Genomic DNA, 15674 nt, shown 5'->3' with positions numbered 1-15674 from the left:
ATTTATCGACCAATACCCGTCATTGGCTCTGGGTGAACGCCAGCTTGACCCCAAGGGCCACGAGTACGCCCCCCATCGCACGATCAAACCAGTGCCCCATGCGCGCAAAGCCGGCGCGCACCCGCGCCTGGCTGAACAGTCGCGCGACCATGACAAACCAGGCCGCGGTGGCAATCGCCAGGTACACGCCGTAACCACCCTGCACCGGCAGCGGCGTGTGCGGATCGATGACCACGGTGAACAGCGACAGGAAAAACAGCGTGGCCTTGGGGTTGAGGCCGTTGGTGACAAAGCCGCTGACGAAGGCGCCGCGTGCCGAACGTTGCACGGCACCGGCCGCCAATGGCTCGGCCGAGGCACTGGCCGGTCTGGCGCGCAAGGCCCTGATGCCGATGTACAGCAGGTAGGCCGCCGCCGCCCATTTCAGGGCATTGAACAGCACGATCGACTGAGACACGATGATGCCGATGCCCAGCAACGAATAGCCCACGTGGAGGAAAATCGCCGAACCGACGCCCAACGCGGCCCAGGTTCCAGCCTTGCGTCCGTGGGCCACGCTCTCGCGCACCACGACGGCGAAATCCGGACCGGGACTGGCAACCGCCAGCAGATGAATCAGGGCAACGGTGAGAAACTCGGTCCAGTACATGCAGCGCTCCAACGAACAAAACCGCCAGCGCCAGGCGCAGCGTGTGATAGAAAAGATTGGTAACACTACAACCCTCAACCCCGACACGGAAGGTACAGCTGATGAGTAATAACGGCAGAGCAGTTTTTCTCGACCACACTTCACTGGATCTGGGCGATCTGGACCTTGGCATCCTGCGCGACAGCTTTGCCGATCTGATCCTGCACGCCAGCACCACCCCTGACCAGGTGATCGAACGCCTGCAAGATGCACAGGTGGTGATTACCAATAAAGTGTTGATCGACGCAAAAACCTTTGCCGCCTGCCCACAGCTCAAACTGGTCCTGGTCGCCGCCACCGGCACCAACAACGTCGACCTGGCAGCGGCCCGTGAACACGGGGTGAGCGTATGCAACTGCCAAGGCTACGGCACGCCATCGGTGGCGCAGCACACCCTGCTGTTGCTGCTCGCTCTGGCGACACGTCTGCCGGATTACCAGAACGCTGTACAGCAAGGGGCGTGGCAGCAATCTTCGCAGTTCTGCCTGCTGGATTTCCCGATCGTCGAACTGCAAGGCAAGACCCTCGGCCTGCTGGGCCACGGCGAACTGGGCGGTGCGGTGGCGCGCCTGGCCGAAGCCTTCGGCATGCGGGTACTGAGCGGCCAGTTGCCCGGCAGGCCGGCCCGTGCCGACCGCCTGCCATTGCATGAGCTGCTGCCGCAGGTCGATGCTTTGACCCTGCACTGCCCGCTCAACGAGCACACCCGGCATATGCTCGGCGCCCACGAACTGGGCCTGCTCAAGCCTCATGCACTGGTGGTCAACACGGCACGTGGCGGGCTGATTGATGAACAGGCGCTGGCCGATGCCTTGCGTAATGGCCACCTGGGCGGTGCGGCCACTGACGTGCTCAGTGTCGAGCCGCCGGTCAATGGCAACCCGTTGCTGGCGGGCGACATTCCGCGCCTGATCATCACCCCGCACAGCGCCTGGGGCGCCCGCGAAGCGCGGCAACGGATCGTTGAACAGATCGCCGAAAATGCCCGCGGGTTCTTTACTGGTGCACCGCTGCGGGTTGTCGCGTAGGACGTTGGCTTATCGGCGATGCTCTTTCGAGCGATGGAAAATCCCTGATCGAGTTGTCTGAACCGCAGGTTTCGCCCTGCTGGGCGACCCGATTTTGTCTTGGTGTACGGACCGGAGACATCGCTGACACGTGTGCGGGGACATGGTTGACACATTATCGCTTGCTATCGGGCTGGTTGAAATCGATCGTTCTTAGTTTGTGATGGCAGAAGAACACATCGAAGTGCTCGGGCCCTTTCTTGCTCGGCCGCAGCGCCAAAGTATGACCCGACAGGGCATGGGCGATGCGGAACGAGCGCTTCTTGAAGCGGAACTGGCTGTCATAGGGCTTCACCAAAACATCCTCCGGGCTGTACTCAAACTCGCCGAGCTGCCTGGGGAACGCTCTCTGGCTGATGCGATAACGATGCATGGGCGTCTTGTAATTCAGAGCTTCATGCGGGCGCCGATGGTTGTAGATCTCCCGCCACTGATCAAACGCCTGCTGGGCCTCATTCAGGTTACGGAACGTGCAACCATTTAAGACTTCAGCCTTGAAACTTCGGTGAAAACGCTCGTTCTTACCGTTGGTTTGCGGGTGCCTGGGGCGGCTGAAACTAAGGTGAATGCCCAGTCGCACAAGCCAGATGCCAAGGGGCGTGAGCTCGCCGGGGTTGCGAGGCGCTCCCCAGGGTGCGCCATTGTCGACATTGATCTGCAACGGTATTCCATAGCGCCTAAATACCTCCGTCATGTGCTCTTGAACCAATGGTCCACGCTGATGCGCGCAAGCTTGAATCACCAGGTTGAAGCGCGAGTGATCGTCGATCATTGTCAACGGATGACAAACACCCTGACCTGTTTGGAAATATCCTTTGAAATCCATCTGCCACAGATCGTTGGGCGCTTCATGTTCGAAGCGTTTCCAAGGGGTGGCTGCGGCACTGGCCTCAGGTGTTATCAACCCATGCCGATGCAGAACATTGGTGACGGTGCTGGGCGAAATGCGCCGATCTAGCACGTGACTGATCTTGCGACCACCCCATGCCGGGTGAGCTTGGCGTAGCGCAATGACTTCCGCCTCAAGCCCGGGGGCCGTTTGCGTGGGGCTGGCAGCCGGTCTGCGGGACTTCTCCTTCAGGCCCTCCTCACCGTCTTGCTCAAAACGTCTGAGCCACTTGTAGCCCGTTTGCGGGCTGATGCCGTACTGGCGGCATAGCGCTCTGATGTTGGCGCTGGGCTGGCGCGCCAGGGTAATGAACTCTTCTTTCAGGCTCATGGCGTCTCTCGTGTTCCAAGGCATGATCGAAACATTCCGGCAAATGTGCTTGCCGAAAGTGTCAACCATGTCCCCGTACACGTGTCCACCATGTCTCCAGTCTATACATCTTGGCAAAACCGGGGAAAACCGCTTGCTCCTGGTTTGGGTCTGCCCTGCGGGCAGACTTCCCTCCGTCCGGCGCCGATTCGGGGGCCGGCGCGATGGGCGTCCTGCCCAGCGCACCTGAAACCAGCTTCCCTGCTGGTTTCTCCCCCAAATCGACGCCTACCCTCGGCCAGCACCCAAGTCGCGATTTGCGTCGTCTGTGCCATCTCGGCTCGAAGATCAAGATCAAGATCAACGGCAACGGCAACGGCAACGGCAACGGCAACGGCAACGGCAACGGCAACGGCAACGGCAACGGCACTTGCAGCTTATGGCTTGAAGCTTGTGGCTAGCGCCTGCGGCGCTGTTAAACTGCGCCCTTTTTTCAGGAGTCAGGACATGGACCCGCGCAGTGAGGTGATTCTTCGCCAGGCCGAGTTGTTTCAGGGCAATCTGCTGCTGGCCGGGCTGCCGGCCGACGACTTGCTCGGCAAACTGCCGAATGCGCAGGGCTGGTGCTGGCATGCCGGTGACATGGCCGCGCTGGAGGGCCGCTTTGCCGGGCGCCTGCATTTCGGAGTCGAGCCGCCGGCAGCGGACTTCGATGCCGCCGTGGTGTTTCTGCCCAAGGCCCGGGACCTCAGCGACTACCTGCTCAACGCCCTGGCAGCGCGTCTGGGCGGCAAGGATCTATTCCTGATCGGCGAAAAACGCGGCGGGATCGAAGCCGCTGCCAAACAACTGCACCCACTGGGCAAACCGCGCAAGCTTGACAGTGCACGTCATTGCCAGCTCTGGCAGGTGACCGTTGAACATCCACCACAAGCCAAACCGCTGAACAGCCTGGCGAAGACCTTTGAAGTCGCTCTGGAGGACGGTGTGCTGAACGTTGTCAGCCTGCCGGGCGTATTCAGCCATGGCCGGCTCGACCGCGGCACCGCACTGCTGCTCAAGCATCTGGCTAACCTGCCAGAGGGCTCATTGCTGGACTTCGGCTGTGGCGCAGGCGTGCTCGGCGCTGCGGTCAAACGTCGCAACCCGGCCCTTGAAGTGGTCATGCTGGATGTCGACGCGTTTGCCACTGCCAGCTGCGCGCTGACCCTTGCCGCCAATGACCTGCAGGCACAAATCATCACTGGCGACGGTATCGATGCCGCCCCGGACGGACTCGATACCATCCTCAGTAATCCGCCGTTTCATACCGGCGTGCATACTGACTACAAAGCCTCGGAAACTTTGCTGAAAAAAGCCCGGTTACATCTGCGAAAAGGTGGTGAACTTCGGTTGGTAGCCAATAGTTTCCTGCGCTATCAACCTCTGATCGATGAGCATGTCGGCGCCTGTGAAACCCTGGCCGAGGGCGATGGTTTTCGGATTTATCGCGCCAGACGCAACTGAAAATAAGCGCTTGCCCAAACCGCACGAGCTAGGCAGAATCCGCTCCGTCCTAGGGGAGTAGTCTCCCGCGAGCCACCGGCTCGTCCGGCATGCATCAACATACTTGGCCCGCAGGCCATGGTGCGTGCGACCCGCAATCCGCGTCAGACGGAGCAGGGTTTGACAAGACCTATGACACGCACAACCTTACCCAGGGCGGGGAGGCTGTACGTGTCATTAGCCGTGTCGACCCGCCCCTGGAAACCTGATGCTGGAATCTCTACTTATCCCCACCGCCATCGTGGCCCTCGCCGAAATAGGCGACAAAACGCAACTGCTGGCGCTGATCCTTGCCGCACGCTTTCGCAAACCCTGGCCGATCATTGCCGGTATCGTCGCTGCGACCCTTGCCAACCATGCCGCAGCAGGTGCCGTAGGCGCCTGGGTCGGGCAGTTTTTCTCGGATGTCGTACTGCACTGGATCCTGGCTGCCAGCTTTGCCGCCACGGCGCTGTGGACCCTGGTGCCAGACAAACTGGACGATGACGAAACCAGCACCGCGCGCAAGTTCGGCCCGTTCATGACCACCCTGATTGCCTTCTTCATCGCCGAAATCGGCGACAAGACCCAGATCGCCACGGTGATGCTCGCGGCCCAGTACAGCTACCTGTGGCTGGTGATTCTGGGCACCACCCTCGGCATGTTGATCGCCAACGTGCCGGTGGTGCTGGCCGGTAATTTCGCCGCCGAGAAACTGCCCCTGACCCTGATTCGTCGTCTGGCAGCCAGCGCCTTTCTGGTCATGGCGCTGGTTGCGGTGTACAAGGCGATGCAGATCAGCGGCTGGCTGTAATACTCAGGACTTCTTCGCTTGCTCATAAAGCGGCATGACCTTGGGAATTGCCGCCTGCAGCGAGGCAATGCGGTTCTGCGAGGCCGGGTGGGTACTCATGAATTCCGGCGTCGAACCGCCGGCTTTCTGGGTCATTTTCTGCCACAGCGTGATCGCCGCGTTGGGGTTGTAACCGGCGCGGGCCGACAATTCCAGGCCCAACAGGTCGGCTTCATTTTCGTTGCTGCGGCTGTTGGGCAGGGTCAGGCTGTAATTGACCACGGTATCGGCCAGCGCCAGGCTGTCCTGGCCCAACCCCAGCAACGCGCCAGCGCCCTGCTTGGCCATCGCCACACCATAAGCCTTGGACATCGCCTCGCGGCCATGTTCACGCAGGGCATGGGCGATTTCATGGCCCATCACGGCTGCGATCTCATCGTCAGTGAGGTTAAGGTTCTCGATCAGCCCGGTATAGAAAATGATCTTGCCGCCCGGTCCGCAGTTGGCATTGAGTTCGTCGCTTTTGATCAGATTCACTTCCCACTGCCACTGCGCCGAATCGGCACGCAACTTCGGCGCCTGGGCGATCAGCCGGTCAGCGATGGCATGCACGCGCTTGGCATTGCTGCTGGTGGTATCCAGCACGCCCTTGCTTGAGGCCTCACCGACCGTCTGCTGATAAGACTGGGCATACATGTTGTTGACCTCTTCGGTCGACAGCATGCTGAACATGTACTGCTTGCGCTCTACCCCTACCGAGTCACCGGTGGTGGTGTTAACTGCCTGGCAGCCGCCCAGCAGTACGGCAGCGCCAAGGGCGCAAATGGCAAAAGACTGACGCATCACGTAACTCTCCTTACAGGCTTGGCGGTCATCCTAGGCCGTACAGAGCTTGTGCGCCAGCGCTCCGCCAATCGCCCCTTGGTCCGCAAAAAACGCCCGATAGTTCCCTGGCCTGTAACAGACTTGCTGGATCATGCAGCCTGGGTTCGTCGTCGGCCAGGCTTCATGATTTTCCGGCAGCGGGCGATAGCACTAAGAGGGTGTTTACAAAATAGGCGAACGCCGTATTGCCGAGTGCAGCCATTTTGTGGACACCCTCTAAAGAACGGGGCTGTTCGGTCTGGAGTTGCCATGAAGCGCAAGTCGATCCGGTTTTCCATCGCGTCACTGACAGGCACACTGACGCTAGGCATAGCGGCGTTGCCCGGTAGCAGCCTGGTCGGGCTGCTGCCCGGTGTGGCAGGGTTGCTGCTGATCTGGCTGGCCGCCAGCAGGGTCGTGCGCCGCCCACAGCGACAAGCCGAGCACTATGAAGGCATCGCTGATGCCATGAACCTGATACAGCGCCTGCCACACACAGACGTCAATGCTGACGCCCTTCGCCCCCGGATGCGCAACCTTGCCGACCAGGCCAACCTGCTGGCCCTCAACAGCGCCATCCACGCCGCAACGCGGCAGCTACAAGGCCGGGATGTTACCCAAACGCCCGGCCGCACGCGCCCGGTGGTGCCGCGTCAGGACGACACCGACCCGATCCGCCTGGCAGAGCAGCAACGGCGGTTGATCAATCAGTTCAAGGTCTGAAAGCTAGAGAGGCGTGAGGCACTGCGGCCCATTCAGGGCCGGATCATTGATCAGATTGGCCAGCGGCCGCTCGCGCAGTTGCGTCTGCCGCGCAGCCAGCAGGCCTTGCAAGACGTGCTCCGGAGTCTTCGGCTCGAGCCAGGCGCGCTGGCCGTCTTCGTCGAGTATCAGCGGCCGGCGCTGATCCATGGCCGGCTGAGTGACCACCGCCACGCTCAGCCACTCCTGCTCCTGCACCGGGTAGCGCTCCCAGATGGCTGCGAAAAACAGCGAAGAGCCTTCGGCGGGCGTCAGCCAGAAGGGCTGCTTGCGGGCATTGCCGCGCCATTCATAGAAGCCGTTGGCCGGCAGCAGGCAGCGCCGCTGAGAAAACGCCTCACGAAACATCGGCTGCTCGGCCACGGTTTCGGCGCGGGCATGGGCCGGGGTGCGGCTCAGATCGGTCAGCCAGGCCGGCGTCAGCCCCCAGCGCGCGCGTGCCAGGGTAGGAGCGCCCTGTTCATCGGCACGCAGCATCAAGACCCATTGCGTCGGGGAGATGTTCCACTGTGGCTGCTGGTCGGATGGAAACCCCGGTATGGCGGCAAAGTCACGATTCCAGCGAAACAGGGCATAGCGTCCACACATAGTTCAGCACACCAGTACATCAGGAAAACTGTCGGGCTCGTCAGCGTCGACAGGCAAGGCGGCATTGTACGCATTGATCAGTTGCAGTGCCTGTTGCACCTGTTCATCGCAGACCACAATGCCCAGCAGGCCGCTGACCGGCAGATGCCCAGCCCCGCCGAGCAGGTCACGGCCGGTCATATGCGCCTCGATGCCCTCGCTGGCCAGCATCGCCAATAGCAGCTCCCCTTCCAGCAAATGCTCAGGTTCGTAGATTCGCTGCATCATTCATTCTCGCTGCGCACATCCAGACTCCAGTGCTCACCATCAGTGCGCAGGTCGAAAACAATCGGCCGACAGCACACCTGGCAATCTTCTATGTACTGCTGATCGCCACCAGAAAGGTCCAGCAGCGTCTCGACCGGCTCGCCACAATAGGGGCAGTCATAACTCTGTAGTTCCTGCATCAGGTCTGCTCCGTGAGATTTGCGTATAATCAGCGTCCGTTCGAAGGCTGATCCTTTTTTGAATCCGGATTTTGCTATCTGTTTATTTCAGACCAGCCTTTTCATACCTGTATCCGTTCCCACCCCCTACAAGAGAGCATGATGGGCGAATTTGATGCCATCCGACCTTATGACGACGCCGAGGTGCCTGCTGTACTGGCGCGTCTGCTTAGCGACAAGGCCTTCCTCGCGACCCTGACCAAGTTCCGCTTTCCGCGCCTGGCCAACACCTTTGGCTGGTTCCTGCAACCGGCCCTGGCCCGCAAACTGCGCAAGGAGTTCGCCGGCATCAATTCGGTGGCGACCCTGCAGGACAAGATCGAGGTGTACGTCGATCACACCATCGAGCGCGCCACCGACGGCGTGACCTACGCCGGCGTTGAACAGCTCAAGTCCGGCAGTGCCTATCTGTTTTTGGCCAACCACCGCGACATCGTGATGGACCCGGCCTTCGTCAACTATGCGGTGTATCACGCCGGCCTGCCCACGCCGCGCATCGCCATTGGCGACAACCTGCTGCAAAAGCCGTTCGTCAGCGACCTGATGCGCCTGAACAAAAGCTTCATCGTGCACCGCTCGATCAGCGGCCGCCGCGAGAAAATGGCCGCCTACCAGTTGCTGTCGGCCTATATCAACCATTCGATCACTCACGATACCCAGTCAATCTGGATCGCCCAGGCCGAAGGGCGGGCCAAGGACGGCGACGACCGTACCGAGTCGGCAATCCTCAAGATGTTCCACATGAGCCGCAAGGACGAGCCGTTCGGTGAGGTGATTCGCTCCTTGAATCTTAGCCCGGTATCGATCAGTTACGAGTACGACCCGTGCGACCAGGCCAAGGCCCGTGAGCTGTACATCCGTGCCACCACTGGCAGCTACGCCAAGACCCCGGGCGAAGACGACATCAGCATTGCCCTGGGCATTACCGGCTACAAAGGCCGGGTGCATGTGAACTTCGCGCCGCCGATCAGCGCACAGTTCGAAGACACCAAGCAACTGGCCGCAGAAATCGACCGGCAGATTCTTACCGGTTACCGGCTGTTCCCGGTGCATTACCTGGCCTGGGCGCAGTGGAGCGAGCGCGACGCCAGCCTCAGCGTGCCGCAGGCTGATGAACTGTTTGGCGCCGAAGAACTGGCCAAGGCCAAAGCTGAGTGGGAAACGCGCCTGGCAGGCTGCCCTGCCGAGCATCGCCCGTATCTGATCCAGCAATATGCGACTCCGGTGCGCAATCAGTACCGGATCAAGGCCGGCCTGGCCCTGCCTTGAGGCTCAATGGCAGCCGCCCGGAGGCTGCCATTTTCTGCTCCGCTGTCACCGGCTTGTCATCCAGCCACGCCATTGTATGGCCCTTCAAAAGGGAGCCTGGCACTTGCCAGGCATTTTGCAGGGAACGCCCGTACATTCTGGAGTCGACATGCTGCACGCCAACAATCAGGACCGTCTCTACCTCATCGCCCAAAGCGATGAGCAGCAGGAGCTTATCGACGGCCTGGCCTTCAATGTCCACGACCGCCACTGGCTGGTCTATTGCGCTCTGGGCGGTCATCAACATCACGACCTGCCTGAGCAAGACCCGGACACCGGCCTGAGCTTTCTGGATTTTTCCGTGGCCACCGCAGCGGCGGTGAATCACTGATCAACGCAGCCGCAACGAAAAAGCCCGGCCTCTGATCGAGAGCCGGGCTTTTTTACATCGGCAACACGGTTACTGAGACAGTGTGCTACCGATGGTCGGGTCCTGGAACACCCGGGTCAGGGCATCGCTCAACACATCGCCGACCAGCTTGGTGTTGGTTTCCTGGTTCGGCGCCATGCCAAAGCGCTGGTCCAGCGACGCTGCATAACGGCCGTTGTAGCTGCGACCGTTGTTGCGCACGTCAGCGCGGAACGTCGAGCTGATGGTCGCCTCGGTTACATACATGCCTTCTTTGGGCGACTGGTAACGCAGGTCGGCCAGGGTCACGGTCAGTTGCGGAGCGTTACCGCCCTGGGTCGGTGTGAAGCCCAGCAGGCGGACGGCGGCTTCGGCCTGGGCCTGCAGTTTAGGCAGCAGGTCGGCGCCATTGACGGTGATCGAACTGGTTTCAGGGTACATGCCGCCGCGCGTGCCCAGAGTCTGGCTCTGACGACCATCCACCACCCGTACCACGACCGGCTGGCCATGCCCCACCGGCGCCAGTTGCGCGGTGATACGCGGCTGCGGGCTCAGTTGTTGCGGGCTGTGGGCACAACCGACCAGAGTCAAACTGCTTACAGCAAGCAGACCAAACAAAACGCGACGCAGCATGTTTATTTCTCCATGGGGGCCAGCAATCGATGCCGGGAGTATAGCGGCGCACCGCAACTGCCTGATAGCTGAAAATCCGACCACCGGTTCGCGCTGATGGTTCCGGTCTGGCCGGGCTGTAATCAGGGTGTCACGTCAAGCCGCCAAGCTAGCCTCAATCAACAAACGAGAGCACCGTCATGGGCTTTTTCCAGTCTCTGTTCAGCGTCCGCCCTGCCCTTCGCCACTATGCCCGCATCGACCAGCAGGGTATCTGCCGTGCACTGAAGCACTGCAGCCAGGCTCCGGCAGGCAATGAATGGGTCGAAGTGACTGAACAACGCATGGCGTGGCTCGGCCAGCCACTGCCCGCCAGCGCCCGGATTGCACCGCGTGCAGACCGTTTGGTAGCACGTGAGCTGCTGGCTGCCTGAATTAATCGCGATAAAAGTCAAACAGGCCGATCAATTCCCGATGTTTCATCGCTATAATCTCCCCCCGATTATAAGGACGTCTCCTGATCGGGCCTCGCTGCATCGCTAATCCACGAAATTAGCTCCCCCGCAACGCCCACAGAGAGCCGCCCACGCAGTCCGCTTGCATCGCGATAATTCGATGGCTGGTAGGCAATGGCTCGAATCCGATCGAACCTTTCCCGCCACCGCCGTCTCATCTGTGATAGCCGGGCATGCCAGAGCTGCCCTCGCAGCCCTTTTTGAGGTTTGGTTCGCGTGTCCAAAAGAGCGCGAAATAACGGGTTTCACAACTTCACAAGAGTGTGGCGAGCACATGAACAGGTTTGAAGATGTACCTTTAACGTTTCCGTCGGCCTCACCCGGCAGGGTCGAACGTCGCTGCGCAGCGTCCTGACGATGGTCGAATGGCCCGGCATGCTGGAAAATGCGTTCATAGTCATTATGAACCCTTGAACAGTCTGACCGGGGCCTGCGCGAGAGATGCAAAACATTGCGAAGAATCGGACCCTCGATCCCGGCCAGGACGTGCGTAGCATGAATGCGGTTCATGCCCTCAATACCTGGCATCCAGCCTCGGGATCGCAGGCCGTCAATTGGGTGCAGCAGATTTTGGAGACGCGTTAATGGCGCATAACGAAGCAGTCGACGTGGTATTGGTCGGAGCCGGCATCATGAGTGCCACTCTGGCGGTACTGCTCAAAGAGCTCGACCCCAGCCTGAAACTGGAGGTCGTCGAACTGATGGACTCCGGCGCTGCGGAAAGTTCCAACCCGTGGAACAACGCCGGCACCGGTCACGCCGGGCTGTGCGAACTGAACTACACCCCGCAGGCTGCCGACGGTTCGGTCGACATCAAAAAAGCCGTGCACATCAACACCCAGTTCGAGGTTTCGAAGCAATTCTGGTCCTATCTGGTGCGCAAGGGCAGCTTCGAAACGACCCGCACCTTTATCAATCCCGTCCCGCACCTGAGCTACGTGCAGGGCGAGAAAGACATGTCGTTCCTCAAGGCGCGTTTCGAGGCCCTGCGCCAGCATCACGCCTTCGCCTCGATGCAGTACACCGAAGACCACAGCAAGATGACCGAGTGGATGCCGCTGATGATGGCCGGCCGCCCAGCCGATCAGAAGCTGTCCGCCACCCACATGGCCAATGGTACTGACGTCAACTTCGGCGCTCTGACCAACCAGTTGCTCAAGCACCTGGCCAGCGAGCCCGATGCCCAGGTCAAGTACAACAAGCGCGTCACCGACCTGACCCGCAATGGCAAGGGCTGGACCGTCACCATCAAGGACGTCAACAACGGCAGCAGCCGTGACATCGACGCCCGCTTCGTATTCCTCGGTGCCGGTGGCGCTGCGCTGCAATTGCTGCAGATGTCCGGTATCGAAGAAGGCAAAGGCTTTGGCGGCTTCCCGGTCAGCGGCCAGTGGCTGCGCTGCGACAATCCTGAAGTGGTCAAGCATCACCAGGCCAAGGTCTACAGCCAGGCCGCCGTAGGTTCGCCGCCGATGTCGGTTCCGCACCTCGACACCCGCGTGGTGGACGGCAAGACTTCGCTGCTGTTCGGCCCGTTCGCCGGCTTCACCACCAAGTTCCTCAAGCACGGCTCGTTCATGGACCTGCCGTTCTCGGTGCGCCTGTCGAACATCAAGCCGATGCTGTCGGTGGCCCGCGACAACATGGACCTGACCAAGTACCTGATCAGCGAAGTGCGCCAGACCATGGAACAGCGCCTGGATTCGCTGCGCCGCTTCTACCCGCAGGTCAAGGCCGAAGACTGGCGCCTGGAGATTGCCGGCCAGCGCGTGCAGATCATCAAGAAAGACGCCAGAAAAGGCGGCGTGCTGCAATTCGGCACCGAGCTGGTCTCGGCCGCTGATGGCTCGCTGGCCGCCCTGCTCGGTGCGTCGCCGGGTGCATCGGTGACCGTATCGATCATGCTCGACCTGATCGAACGCTGCTTCCCTGAACAAGCCAAGGGTGCGTGGAGCGCCAAGCTCAACGAGATCTTCCCGGCTCGCGAAAAAGAGCTGGCCAGCGATGCCCAGCTGTACAAGCGCATCAGCACCCAGAGCGACAAGGCCCTGGGGCTGATCGAACAGCAGCAGACCGAGGCACAAAGCATCGCCTGATGCCTTGAAAGCCGAATAAACAAAACCCCGTGCGCTCAGTGAGCCACGGGGTTTTGTTTTTTAGCTGGATTCGCGGCTGAAGCCGCTCCTACCGGACCCGAGTGAGCGCCTGTCACATCGCGGGCTTTCAGAGGCTCTCGGCCAACACAGCGATGTGCTCCGGGCCGATTCCACAGCAGCCGCCGATATGGGTCGCGCCACGTTTGACCCAATCGGCGGCCCATTGCTGGTAGCCCTGCGGGTCGAGGTCTTCGCGCAGCTCATCCAGACCATCGTTGGCGGTGGCGTCCTTGGGCTGTGGCGGGAAGGCGTTGGCATAGGCCCCTACCCCGATTTGCACATTCAGCTCGGCAAACACCGCGCGGGCGGTATCAATCGCCGCGCCGATCACTTCCGGCTGGCTGCAGTTGAACAGCAGGGTCGCCGCACCCAGCTCGGCCGCCGCTCGCGCGGCATCGGCCACCGGCTCGCCGGAGCGCAGCCGCGGGGTGTCATCGGTGTCTTCATCCTGCAGAGTGAACGACAGCCAGAACGGCTTGCCGTCAGTCGGCAGGCCAGCGCGGATGGTCCGCGCTTCGACAATTGCGCTCTGGGTTTCTGCCAGCCACAGGTCGACGTGCGCCGCCAGGCCACGCACCAGTGGCTGGAGGATCTCGTCGGCACGGCTGGCATCGAACAGGTCAGGACGGTAGGAGCCAAACAGTGGCGGCAAAGAGCCGGCCACCAGTGCCCGGCCGCCAGCGGCATCAGCAGCCTGGCGCGCCAGTTGCCCGGCGGTGGTGGCCAGCGCCTGGCCTTCACGAGCGAAACGCTCCTCACCGATATGAAACGGCACCACCGCATAGCTGTTGCTGGTAATCACCCGCGCACCGCTCTGGATGTACGCCGCATGCACCGCCACTACCGCCTCGGGCGCCTCGGTCAGGGCCAGCGCCGACCACTCCGGCTGACGGAACGGCGCACCACGACGTTGCAGTTCCCGGCCCATGCCGCCATCAAGAATTACCGTCGAACCTTGAGTCATATTTGACCTGCTTATATACATATGAAAAAGACTCATTAGAATTGAGCCCTATATAACGTATTTAATACGCGCCTTTATCCAAACAACAACCATTTTTTGAGGATCTGACGTGAAACTACGTGCGCTTGCAGCTATCGGCCTGTTTGCCCTGACCGTCTCCAGCCAGGTTCTGGCGGGCGCCACTCTGCAACGGGTGCAGGACAACAAAGAGCTGGTCAATGTGCTGATGGAAAGCTACCCGCCCTTCTCGTTTCTCAATGATCAGAACCAGCTTGATGGTTTTGACGTCGATGTCGCCAAGGCCGTAGCCGCGAAGCTGGGCGTCAAGGCGCGCTTCGAGACTCCCTCCTGGGACGTGATCGCCGCCGGCCGCTGGAGCGGTCGCTATGACATCTGCATCTGTTCGATGACCCCGAGCCAGGCCCGCGCCGAGGTCTTCGACTTCCCGGTGGAATACTACGCCTCGCCAGCAGTAATCGTGGTCAACGCCAAGGATGAGCGGATTCATGAGGCCAAGGATCTGAGCGGCAAGAAAGTGGGCCTGACCAGCGCCTCGAGCTACGAAAGCTACCTGAACAAGAACCTGGTGATTGAAGGCAGCACCGGCAAGCCGCTGGAGTACCCATTCGAAAACGTGCAGATCGCCCCTTATGACAACGATAACGTGGCGTTTCAGGATCTGGGCCTGGGGGCCGGCAAACGCCTGGATGCCGTACTGACCAACCTGGTTACCGCCCAACCGCGTCTGGATCAGGACAAGCGCTTCAAGCTGGCCGGCGCGGCGCTGTATGAAGAGCCGAATTTCGTCGCCATCGAGAAAGGCGATGCCGAATGGAATGCCAAGGTCCGCGAGGTGTTCGAAGAACTCAAGAAGGACGGCACCCTGAGCAAGCTGTCGCAAAAGTGGATCGGCGCCGATATCAGTAAATGACCCAGTTTCCTTCACAACGCCCACCTGAGCAGGCCAAGACCAGCCTGCTCAAGCGCGTGTTCGGCTTTCGGACCCGGCTGTACCTGACCTGGGCGACGATGTTCGCCCTGTTTGCCGGTTTTTTCCTGAGCTTCGATCTGAAGTTCTCGATCATCCTCGACAAGTTGCCGAACCTGATCGGCCTGAGCCTGGCCCCTAACGGCTTTCTGCAAGGCGCGGTGCTGACTCTGTTCGTGTGCCTCTGCTCGATTGCGGTGTCGGTGCTGCTGGGTTTTGTTGCCGCGCTGGCGCGTTTATCGCGCAGTGCGGTGGCGTTCGGGATCGCCAGTTTCTATGCGTCGTTCTTTCGCGGCACACCGCTGCTGATCCAGATTCTGTTGATTTATCTGGGGCTGCCGCAGATTGGTGTGGTGCCGGGGGCGGTGACCGCCGGGATCATTGCGCTGTCGTTGAACTACGGCGCGTACCTGAGCGAGATTTTCCGGGCGGGCATCATCGGCGTTGCGGCCGGGCAGCGTGAAGCAGCCATGGCCATGGCGCTCACGCCACTGCAGGTGTTCTGGCTGATTACCCTGCCTCAGGCGATGCGCACGATTATTCCGCCTACCACCAATCAGTTCATTTCGATGCTCAAGGATTCATCGCTGATTTCGGTGATGGGGGTTTGGGAGGTGATGTTTCTGGCGCAGTCGTACGGGCGGTCGAGTTATCGCTACATCGAGATGCTGACCACCGCGGCGGTGCTGTACTGGATCATGTCGATCGGGCTGGAGTTGTTGCAGGCAAGGATGGAGCGGCATTACGGCAAGGCGTATCAGCCGCGCAACTGAACGCTTGCAGAAGGGGCTTGAGCTCAAGCCCCTGCCACGA

Annotated in this window: 19 protein-coding genes and 1 riboswitch; of the genes, 11 read left to right on the top strand and 8 right to left on the bottom strand. The window is 60.8% G+C overall.

What is annotated here, in order from left to right; all coding sequences use genetic code 11:
* Positions 1-19: 19 nt before the first annotated feature.
* The gene (locus NJC38_RS04275; RefSeq protein ID WP_045483107.1) at positions 20-649 is read right to left on the bottom strand and encodes a LysE family transporter; all 630 of its coding nucleotides are present in this window, start codon (positions 647-649) and stop codon (positions 20-22) included.
* Between the two features lie 101 nt (positions 650-750).
* On the opposite strand from NJC38_RS04275, the gene NJC38_RS04270 reads away from it, so the two are divergent.
* Positions 751-1716, top strand: a complete 966-nt coding sequence (locus NJC38_RS04270) for a 2-hydroxyacid dehydrogenase (protein ID WP_253111746.1) — start codon at positions 751-753, stop codon at positions 1714-1716.
* Positions 1717-1870: 154 nt separating this feature from the next.
* Here NJC38_RS04270 and NJC38_RS04265 read toward each other — a convergent pair whose 3' ends face one another.
* Positions 1871-2998, bottom strand: coding sequence for an IS481 family transposase (locus tag NJC38_RS04265; RefSeq protein ID WP_253111859.1), 1128 nt, complete (start codon positions 2996-2998; stop codon positions 1871-1873).
* Positions 2999-3177: 179 nt separating this feature from the next.
* Here NJC38_RS04265 and NJC38_RS04260 point away from each other — a divergent pair, with 179 nt between their 5' ends.
* The 3 genes from NJC38_RS04260 to NJC38_RS04250 all read left to right on the top strand — a co-directional run bounded on the left by NJC38_RS04260 (position 3178) and on the right by NJC38_RS04250 (position 5291).
* Positions 3178-3414 (top strand): hypothetical protein, encoded by a 237-nt coding sequence (locus tag NJC38_RS04260; RefSeq protein WP_253111745.1) that lies wholly within the window; start codon positions 3178-3180, stop codon positions 3412-3414.
* Between the two features lie 46 nt (positions 3415-3460).
* Positions 3461-4459, top strand: a complete 999-nt coding sequence (locus NJC38_RS04255; protein WP_253111744.1) for a class I SAM-dependent methyltransferase — start codon at positions 3461-3463, stop codon at positions 4457-4459.
* A 40-nt stretch (positions 4460-4499) separates the two neighbouring features.
* A riboswitch (yybP-ykoY riboswitch) is annotated at positions 4500-4619 on the top strand.
* Between the two features lie 87 nt (positions 4620-4706).
* Entirely contained in the window at positions 4707-5291 is a 585-nt protein-coding gene (locus tag NJC38_RS04250; RefSeq protein ID WP_045483111.1) for a TMEM165/GDT1 family protein, read from the top strand.
* A gap of 3 nt (positions 5292-5294) precedes the next feature.
* On the opposite strand, the gene NJC38_RS04245 is transcribed toward NJC38_RS04250, so the two are convergent.
* Positions 5295-6113, bottom strand: a complete 819-nt coding sequence (locus NJC38_RS04245) for a M48 family metallopeptidase (protein ID WP_253111743.1) — start codon at positions 6111-6113, stop codon at positions 5295-5297.
* A 291-nt stretch (positions 6114-6404) separates the two neighbouring features.
* Between NJC38_RS04245 and NJC38_RS04240 the strand changes: the two genes are divergently transcribed.
* Positions 6405-6857 carry a hypothetical protein gene (locus tag NJC38_RS04240; RefSeq protein ID WP_253111742.1) on the top strand — a complete coding sequence of 151 codons (453 nt, stop codon included), beginning with the start codon at positions 6405-6407 and terminating at the stop codon, positions 6855-6857.
* 3 nt (positions 6858-6860) lie between these two features.
* On the opposite strand, the gene NJC38_RS04235 is transcribed toward NJC38_RS04240, so the two are convergent.
* From NJC38_RS04235 to NJC38_RS04225, 3 genes are read right to left on the bottom strand one after another with little or no spacing between them, the layout of a single operon-like run.
* Positions 6861-7484 (bottom strand): SOS response-associated peptidase, encoded by a 624-nt coding sequence (locus NJC38_RS04235; RefSeq protein WP_253111741.1) that lies wholly within the window; start codon positions 7482-7484, stop codon positions 6861-6863.
* A 3-nt stretch (positions 7485-7487) separates the two neighbouring features.
* A complete protein-coding gene (locus tag NJC38_RS04230) occupies positions 7488-7748 on the bottom strand; it encodes a DUF2007 domain-containing protein (RefSeq protein WP_045493784.1) in 261 nt (86 codons plus the stop codon).
* The gene (locus NJC38_RS04225; protein WP_045483118.1) at positions 7748-7930 is read right to left on the bottom strand and encodes a CPXCG motif-containing cysteine-rich protein; all 183 of its coding nucleotides are present in this window, start codon (positions 7928-7930) and stop codon (positions 7748-7750) included. Before NJC38_RS04225 ends, NJC38_RS04230 begins: the two co-directional genes overlap by 1 nt.
* Positions 7931-8068: 138 nt before the next feature.
* Between NJC38_RS04225 and NJC38_RS04220 the strand changes: the two genes are divergently transcribed.
* The gene (locus NJC38_RS04220; protein ID WP_253111740.1) at positions 8069-9238 is read left to right on the top strand and encodes a 1-acyl-sn-glycerol-3-phosphate acyltransferase; all 1170 of its coding nucleotides are present in this window, start codon (positions 8069-8071) and stop codon (positions 9236-9238) included.
* A 148-nt stretch (positions 9239-9386) separates the two neighbouring features.
* Positions 9387-9608 (top strand): hypothetical protein, encoded by a 222-nt coding sequence (locus NJC38_RS04215; protein WP_253111739.1) that lies wholly within the window; start codon positions 9387-9389, stop codon positions 9606-9608.
* 69 nt (positions 9609-9677) lie between these two features.
* On the opposite strand, the gene NJC38_RS04210 is transcribed toward NJC38_RS04215, so the two are convergent.
* Positions 9678-10259 carry a YajG family lipoprotein gene (locus NJC38_RS04210; protein WP_045483125.1) on the bottom strand — a complete coding sequence of 194 codons (582 nt, stop codon included), beginning with the start codon at positions 10257-10259 and terminating at the stop codon, positions 9678-9680.
* Between the two features lie 179 nt (positions 10260-10438).
* Here NJC38_RS04210 and NJC38_RS04205 point away from each other — a divergent pair, with 179 nt between their 5' ends.
* Together NJC38_RS04205 and mqo are read left to right on the top strand one after the other, a co-directional pair.
* Positions 10439-10672, top strand: a complete 234-nt coding sequence (locus tag NJC38_RS04205; RefSeq protein WP_045483128.1) for a hypothetical protein — start codon at positions 10439-10441, stop codon at positions 10670-10672.
* 665 nt (positions 10673-11337) lie between these two features.
* Positions 11338-12849, top strand: coding sequence for a malate dehydrogenase (quinone) (gene mqo / locus NJC38_RS04200; protein ID WP_253111738.1), 1512 nt, complete (start codon positions 11338-11340; stop codon positions 12847-12849).
* 127 nt (positions 12850-12976) lie between these two features.
* On the opposite strand, the gene NJC38_RS04195 is transcribed toward mqo, so the two are convergent.
* Complete coding sequence (locus NJC38_RS04195; RefSeq protein WP_253111737.1) at positions 12977-13873, bottom strand: homocysteine S-methyltransferase family protein; 897 nt, start codon at positions 13871-13873, stop codon at positions 12977-12979.
* A 109-nt stretch (positions 13874-13982) separates the two neighbouring features.
* On the opposite strand from NJC38_RS04195, the gene NJC38_RS04190 reads away from it, so the two are divergent.
* Together NJC38_RS04190 and NJC38_RS04185 are read left to right on the top strand one after the other, a co-directional pair.
* The gene (locus NJC38_RS04190; protein WP_253111736.1) at positions 13983-14804 is read left to right on the top strand and encodes an ABC transporter substrate-binding protein; all 822 of its coding nucleotides are present in this window, start codon (positions 13983-13985) and stop codon (positions 14802-14804) included.
* Positions 14801-15634 (top strand): amino acid ABC transporter permease, encoded by an 834-nt coding sequence (locus NJC38_RS04185; RefSeq protein WP_045483138.1) that lies wholly within the window; start codon positions 14801-14803, stop codon positions 15632-15634. Before NJC38_RS04190 ends, NJC38_RS04185 begins: the two co-directional genes overlap by 4 nt.
* Positions 15635-15674 lie beyond the last annotated feature (40 nt).

This window comes from Pseudomonas sp. 21LCFQ010, assembly GCF_024129905.1.
In the GTDB taxonomy this organism is placed as follows: Bacteria; Pseudomonadota; Gammaproteobacteria; order Pseudomonadales; family Pseudomonadaceae; genus Aquipseudomonas.
This window is presented reverse-complemented; position numbering and strand designations above follow the sequence as displayed.

Excerpts from the sequence above, each read along its gene's own strand:
- NJC38_RS04225 (WP_045483118.1), bottom strand. The coding sequence starts at position 7,930 with ATGCAGGAACTACAGAGTTATGACTGCCCCTATTGTGGCGAGCCGGTC.
- NJC38_RS04220 (WP_253111740.1), top strand. The coding sequence starts at position 8,069 with ATGATGGGCGAATTTGATGCCATCCGACCTTATGACGACGCCGAGGTG.
- NJC38_RS04230 (WP_045493784.1), bottom strand. The coding sequence starts at position 7,748 with ATGCAGCGAATCTACGAACCTGAGCATTTGCTGGAAGGGGAGCTGCTA.
- NJC38_RS04275 (WP_045483107.1), bottom strand. The coding sequence starts at position 649 with ATGTACTGGACCGAGTTTCTCACCGTTGCCCTGATTCATCTGCTGGCG.
- NJC38_RS04265 (WP_253111859.1), bottom strand. The coding sequence starts at position 2,998 with ATGCCTTGGAACACGAGAGACGCCATGAGCCTGAAAGAAGAGTTCATT.
- NJC38_RS04240 (WP_253111742.1), top strand. The coding sequence starts at position 6,405 with ATGAAGCGCAAGTCGATCCGGTTTTCCATCGCGTCACTGACAGGCACA.
- NJC38_RS04260 (WP_253111745.1), top strand. The coding sequence starts at position 3,178 with ATGGGCGTCCTGCCCAGCGCACCTGAAACCAGCTTCCCTGCTGGTTTC.
- NJC38_RS04195 (WP_253111737.1), bottom strand. The coding sequence starts at position 13,873 with ATGACTCAAGGTTCGACGGTAATTCTTGATGGCGGCATGGGCCGGGAA.
- NJC38_RS04245 (WP_253111743.1), bottom strand. The coding sequence starts at position 6,113 with ATGCGTCAGTCTTTTGCCATTTGCGCCCTTGGCGCTGCCGTACTGCTG.
- NJC38_RS04205 (WP_045483128.1), top strand. The coding sequence starts at position 10,439 with ATGGGCTTTTTCCAGTCTCTGTTCAGCGTCCGCCCTGCCCTTCGCCAC.
- NJC38_RS04185 (WP_045483138.1), top strand. The coding sequence starts at position 14,801 with ATGACCCAGTTTCCTTCACAACGCCCACCTGAGCAGGCCAAGACCAGC.
- NJC38_RS04210 (WP_045483125.1), bottom strand. The coding sequence starts at position 10,259 with ATGCTGCGTCGCGTTTTGTTTGGTCTGCTTGCTGTAAGCAGTTTGACT.
- NJC38_RS04215 (WP_253111739.1), top strand. The coding sequence starts at position 9,387 with ATGCTGCACGCCAACAATCAGGACCGTCTCTACCTCATCGCCCAAAGC.
- NJC38_RS04235 (WP_253111741.1), bottom strand. The coding sequence starts at position 7,484 with ATGTGTGGACGCTATGCCCTGTTTCGCTGGAATCGTGACTTTGCCGCC.
- NJC38_RS04270 (WP_253111746.1), top strand. The coding sequence starts at position 751 with ATGAGTAATAACGGCAGAGCAGTTTTTCTCGACCACACTTCACTGGAT.
- NJC38_RS04255 (WP_253111744.1), top strand. The coding sequence starts at position 3,461 with ATGGACCCGCGCAGTGAGGTGATTCTTCGCCAGGCCGAGTTGTTTCAG.
- NJC38_RS04250 (WP_045483111.1), top strand. The coding sequence starts at position 4,707 with ATGCTGGAATCTCTACTTATCCCCACCGCCATCGTGGCCCTCGCCGAA.
- mqo (WP_253111738.1), top strand. The coding sequence starts at position 11,338 with ATGGCGCATAACGAAGCAGTCGACGTGGTATTGGTCGGAGCCGGCATC.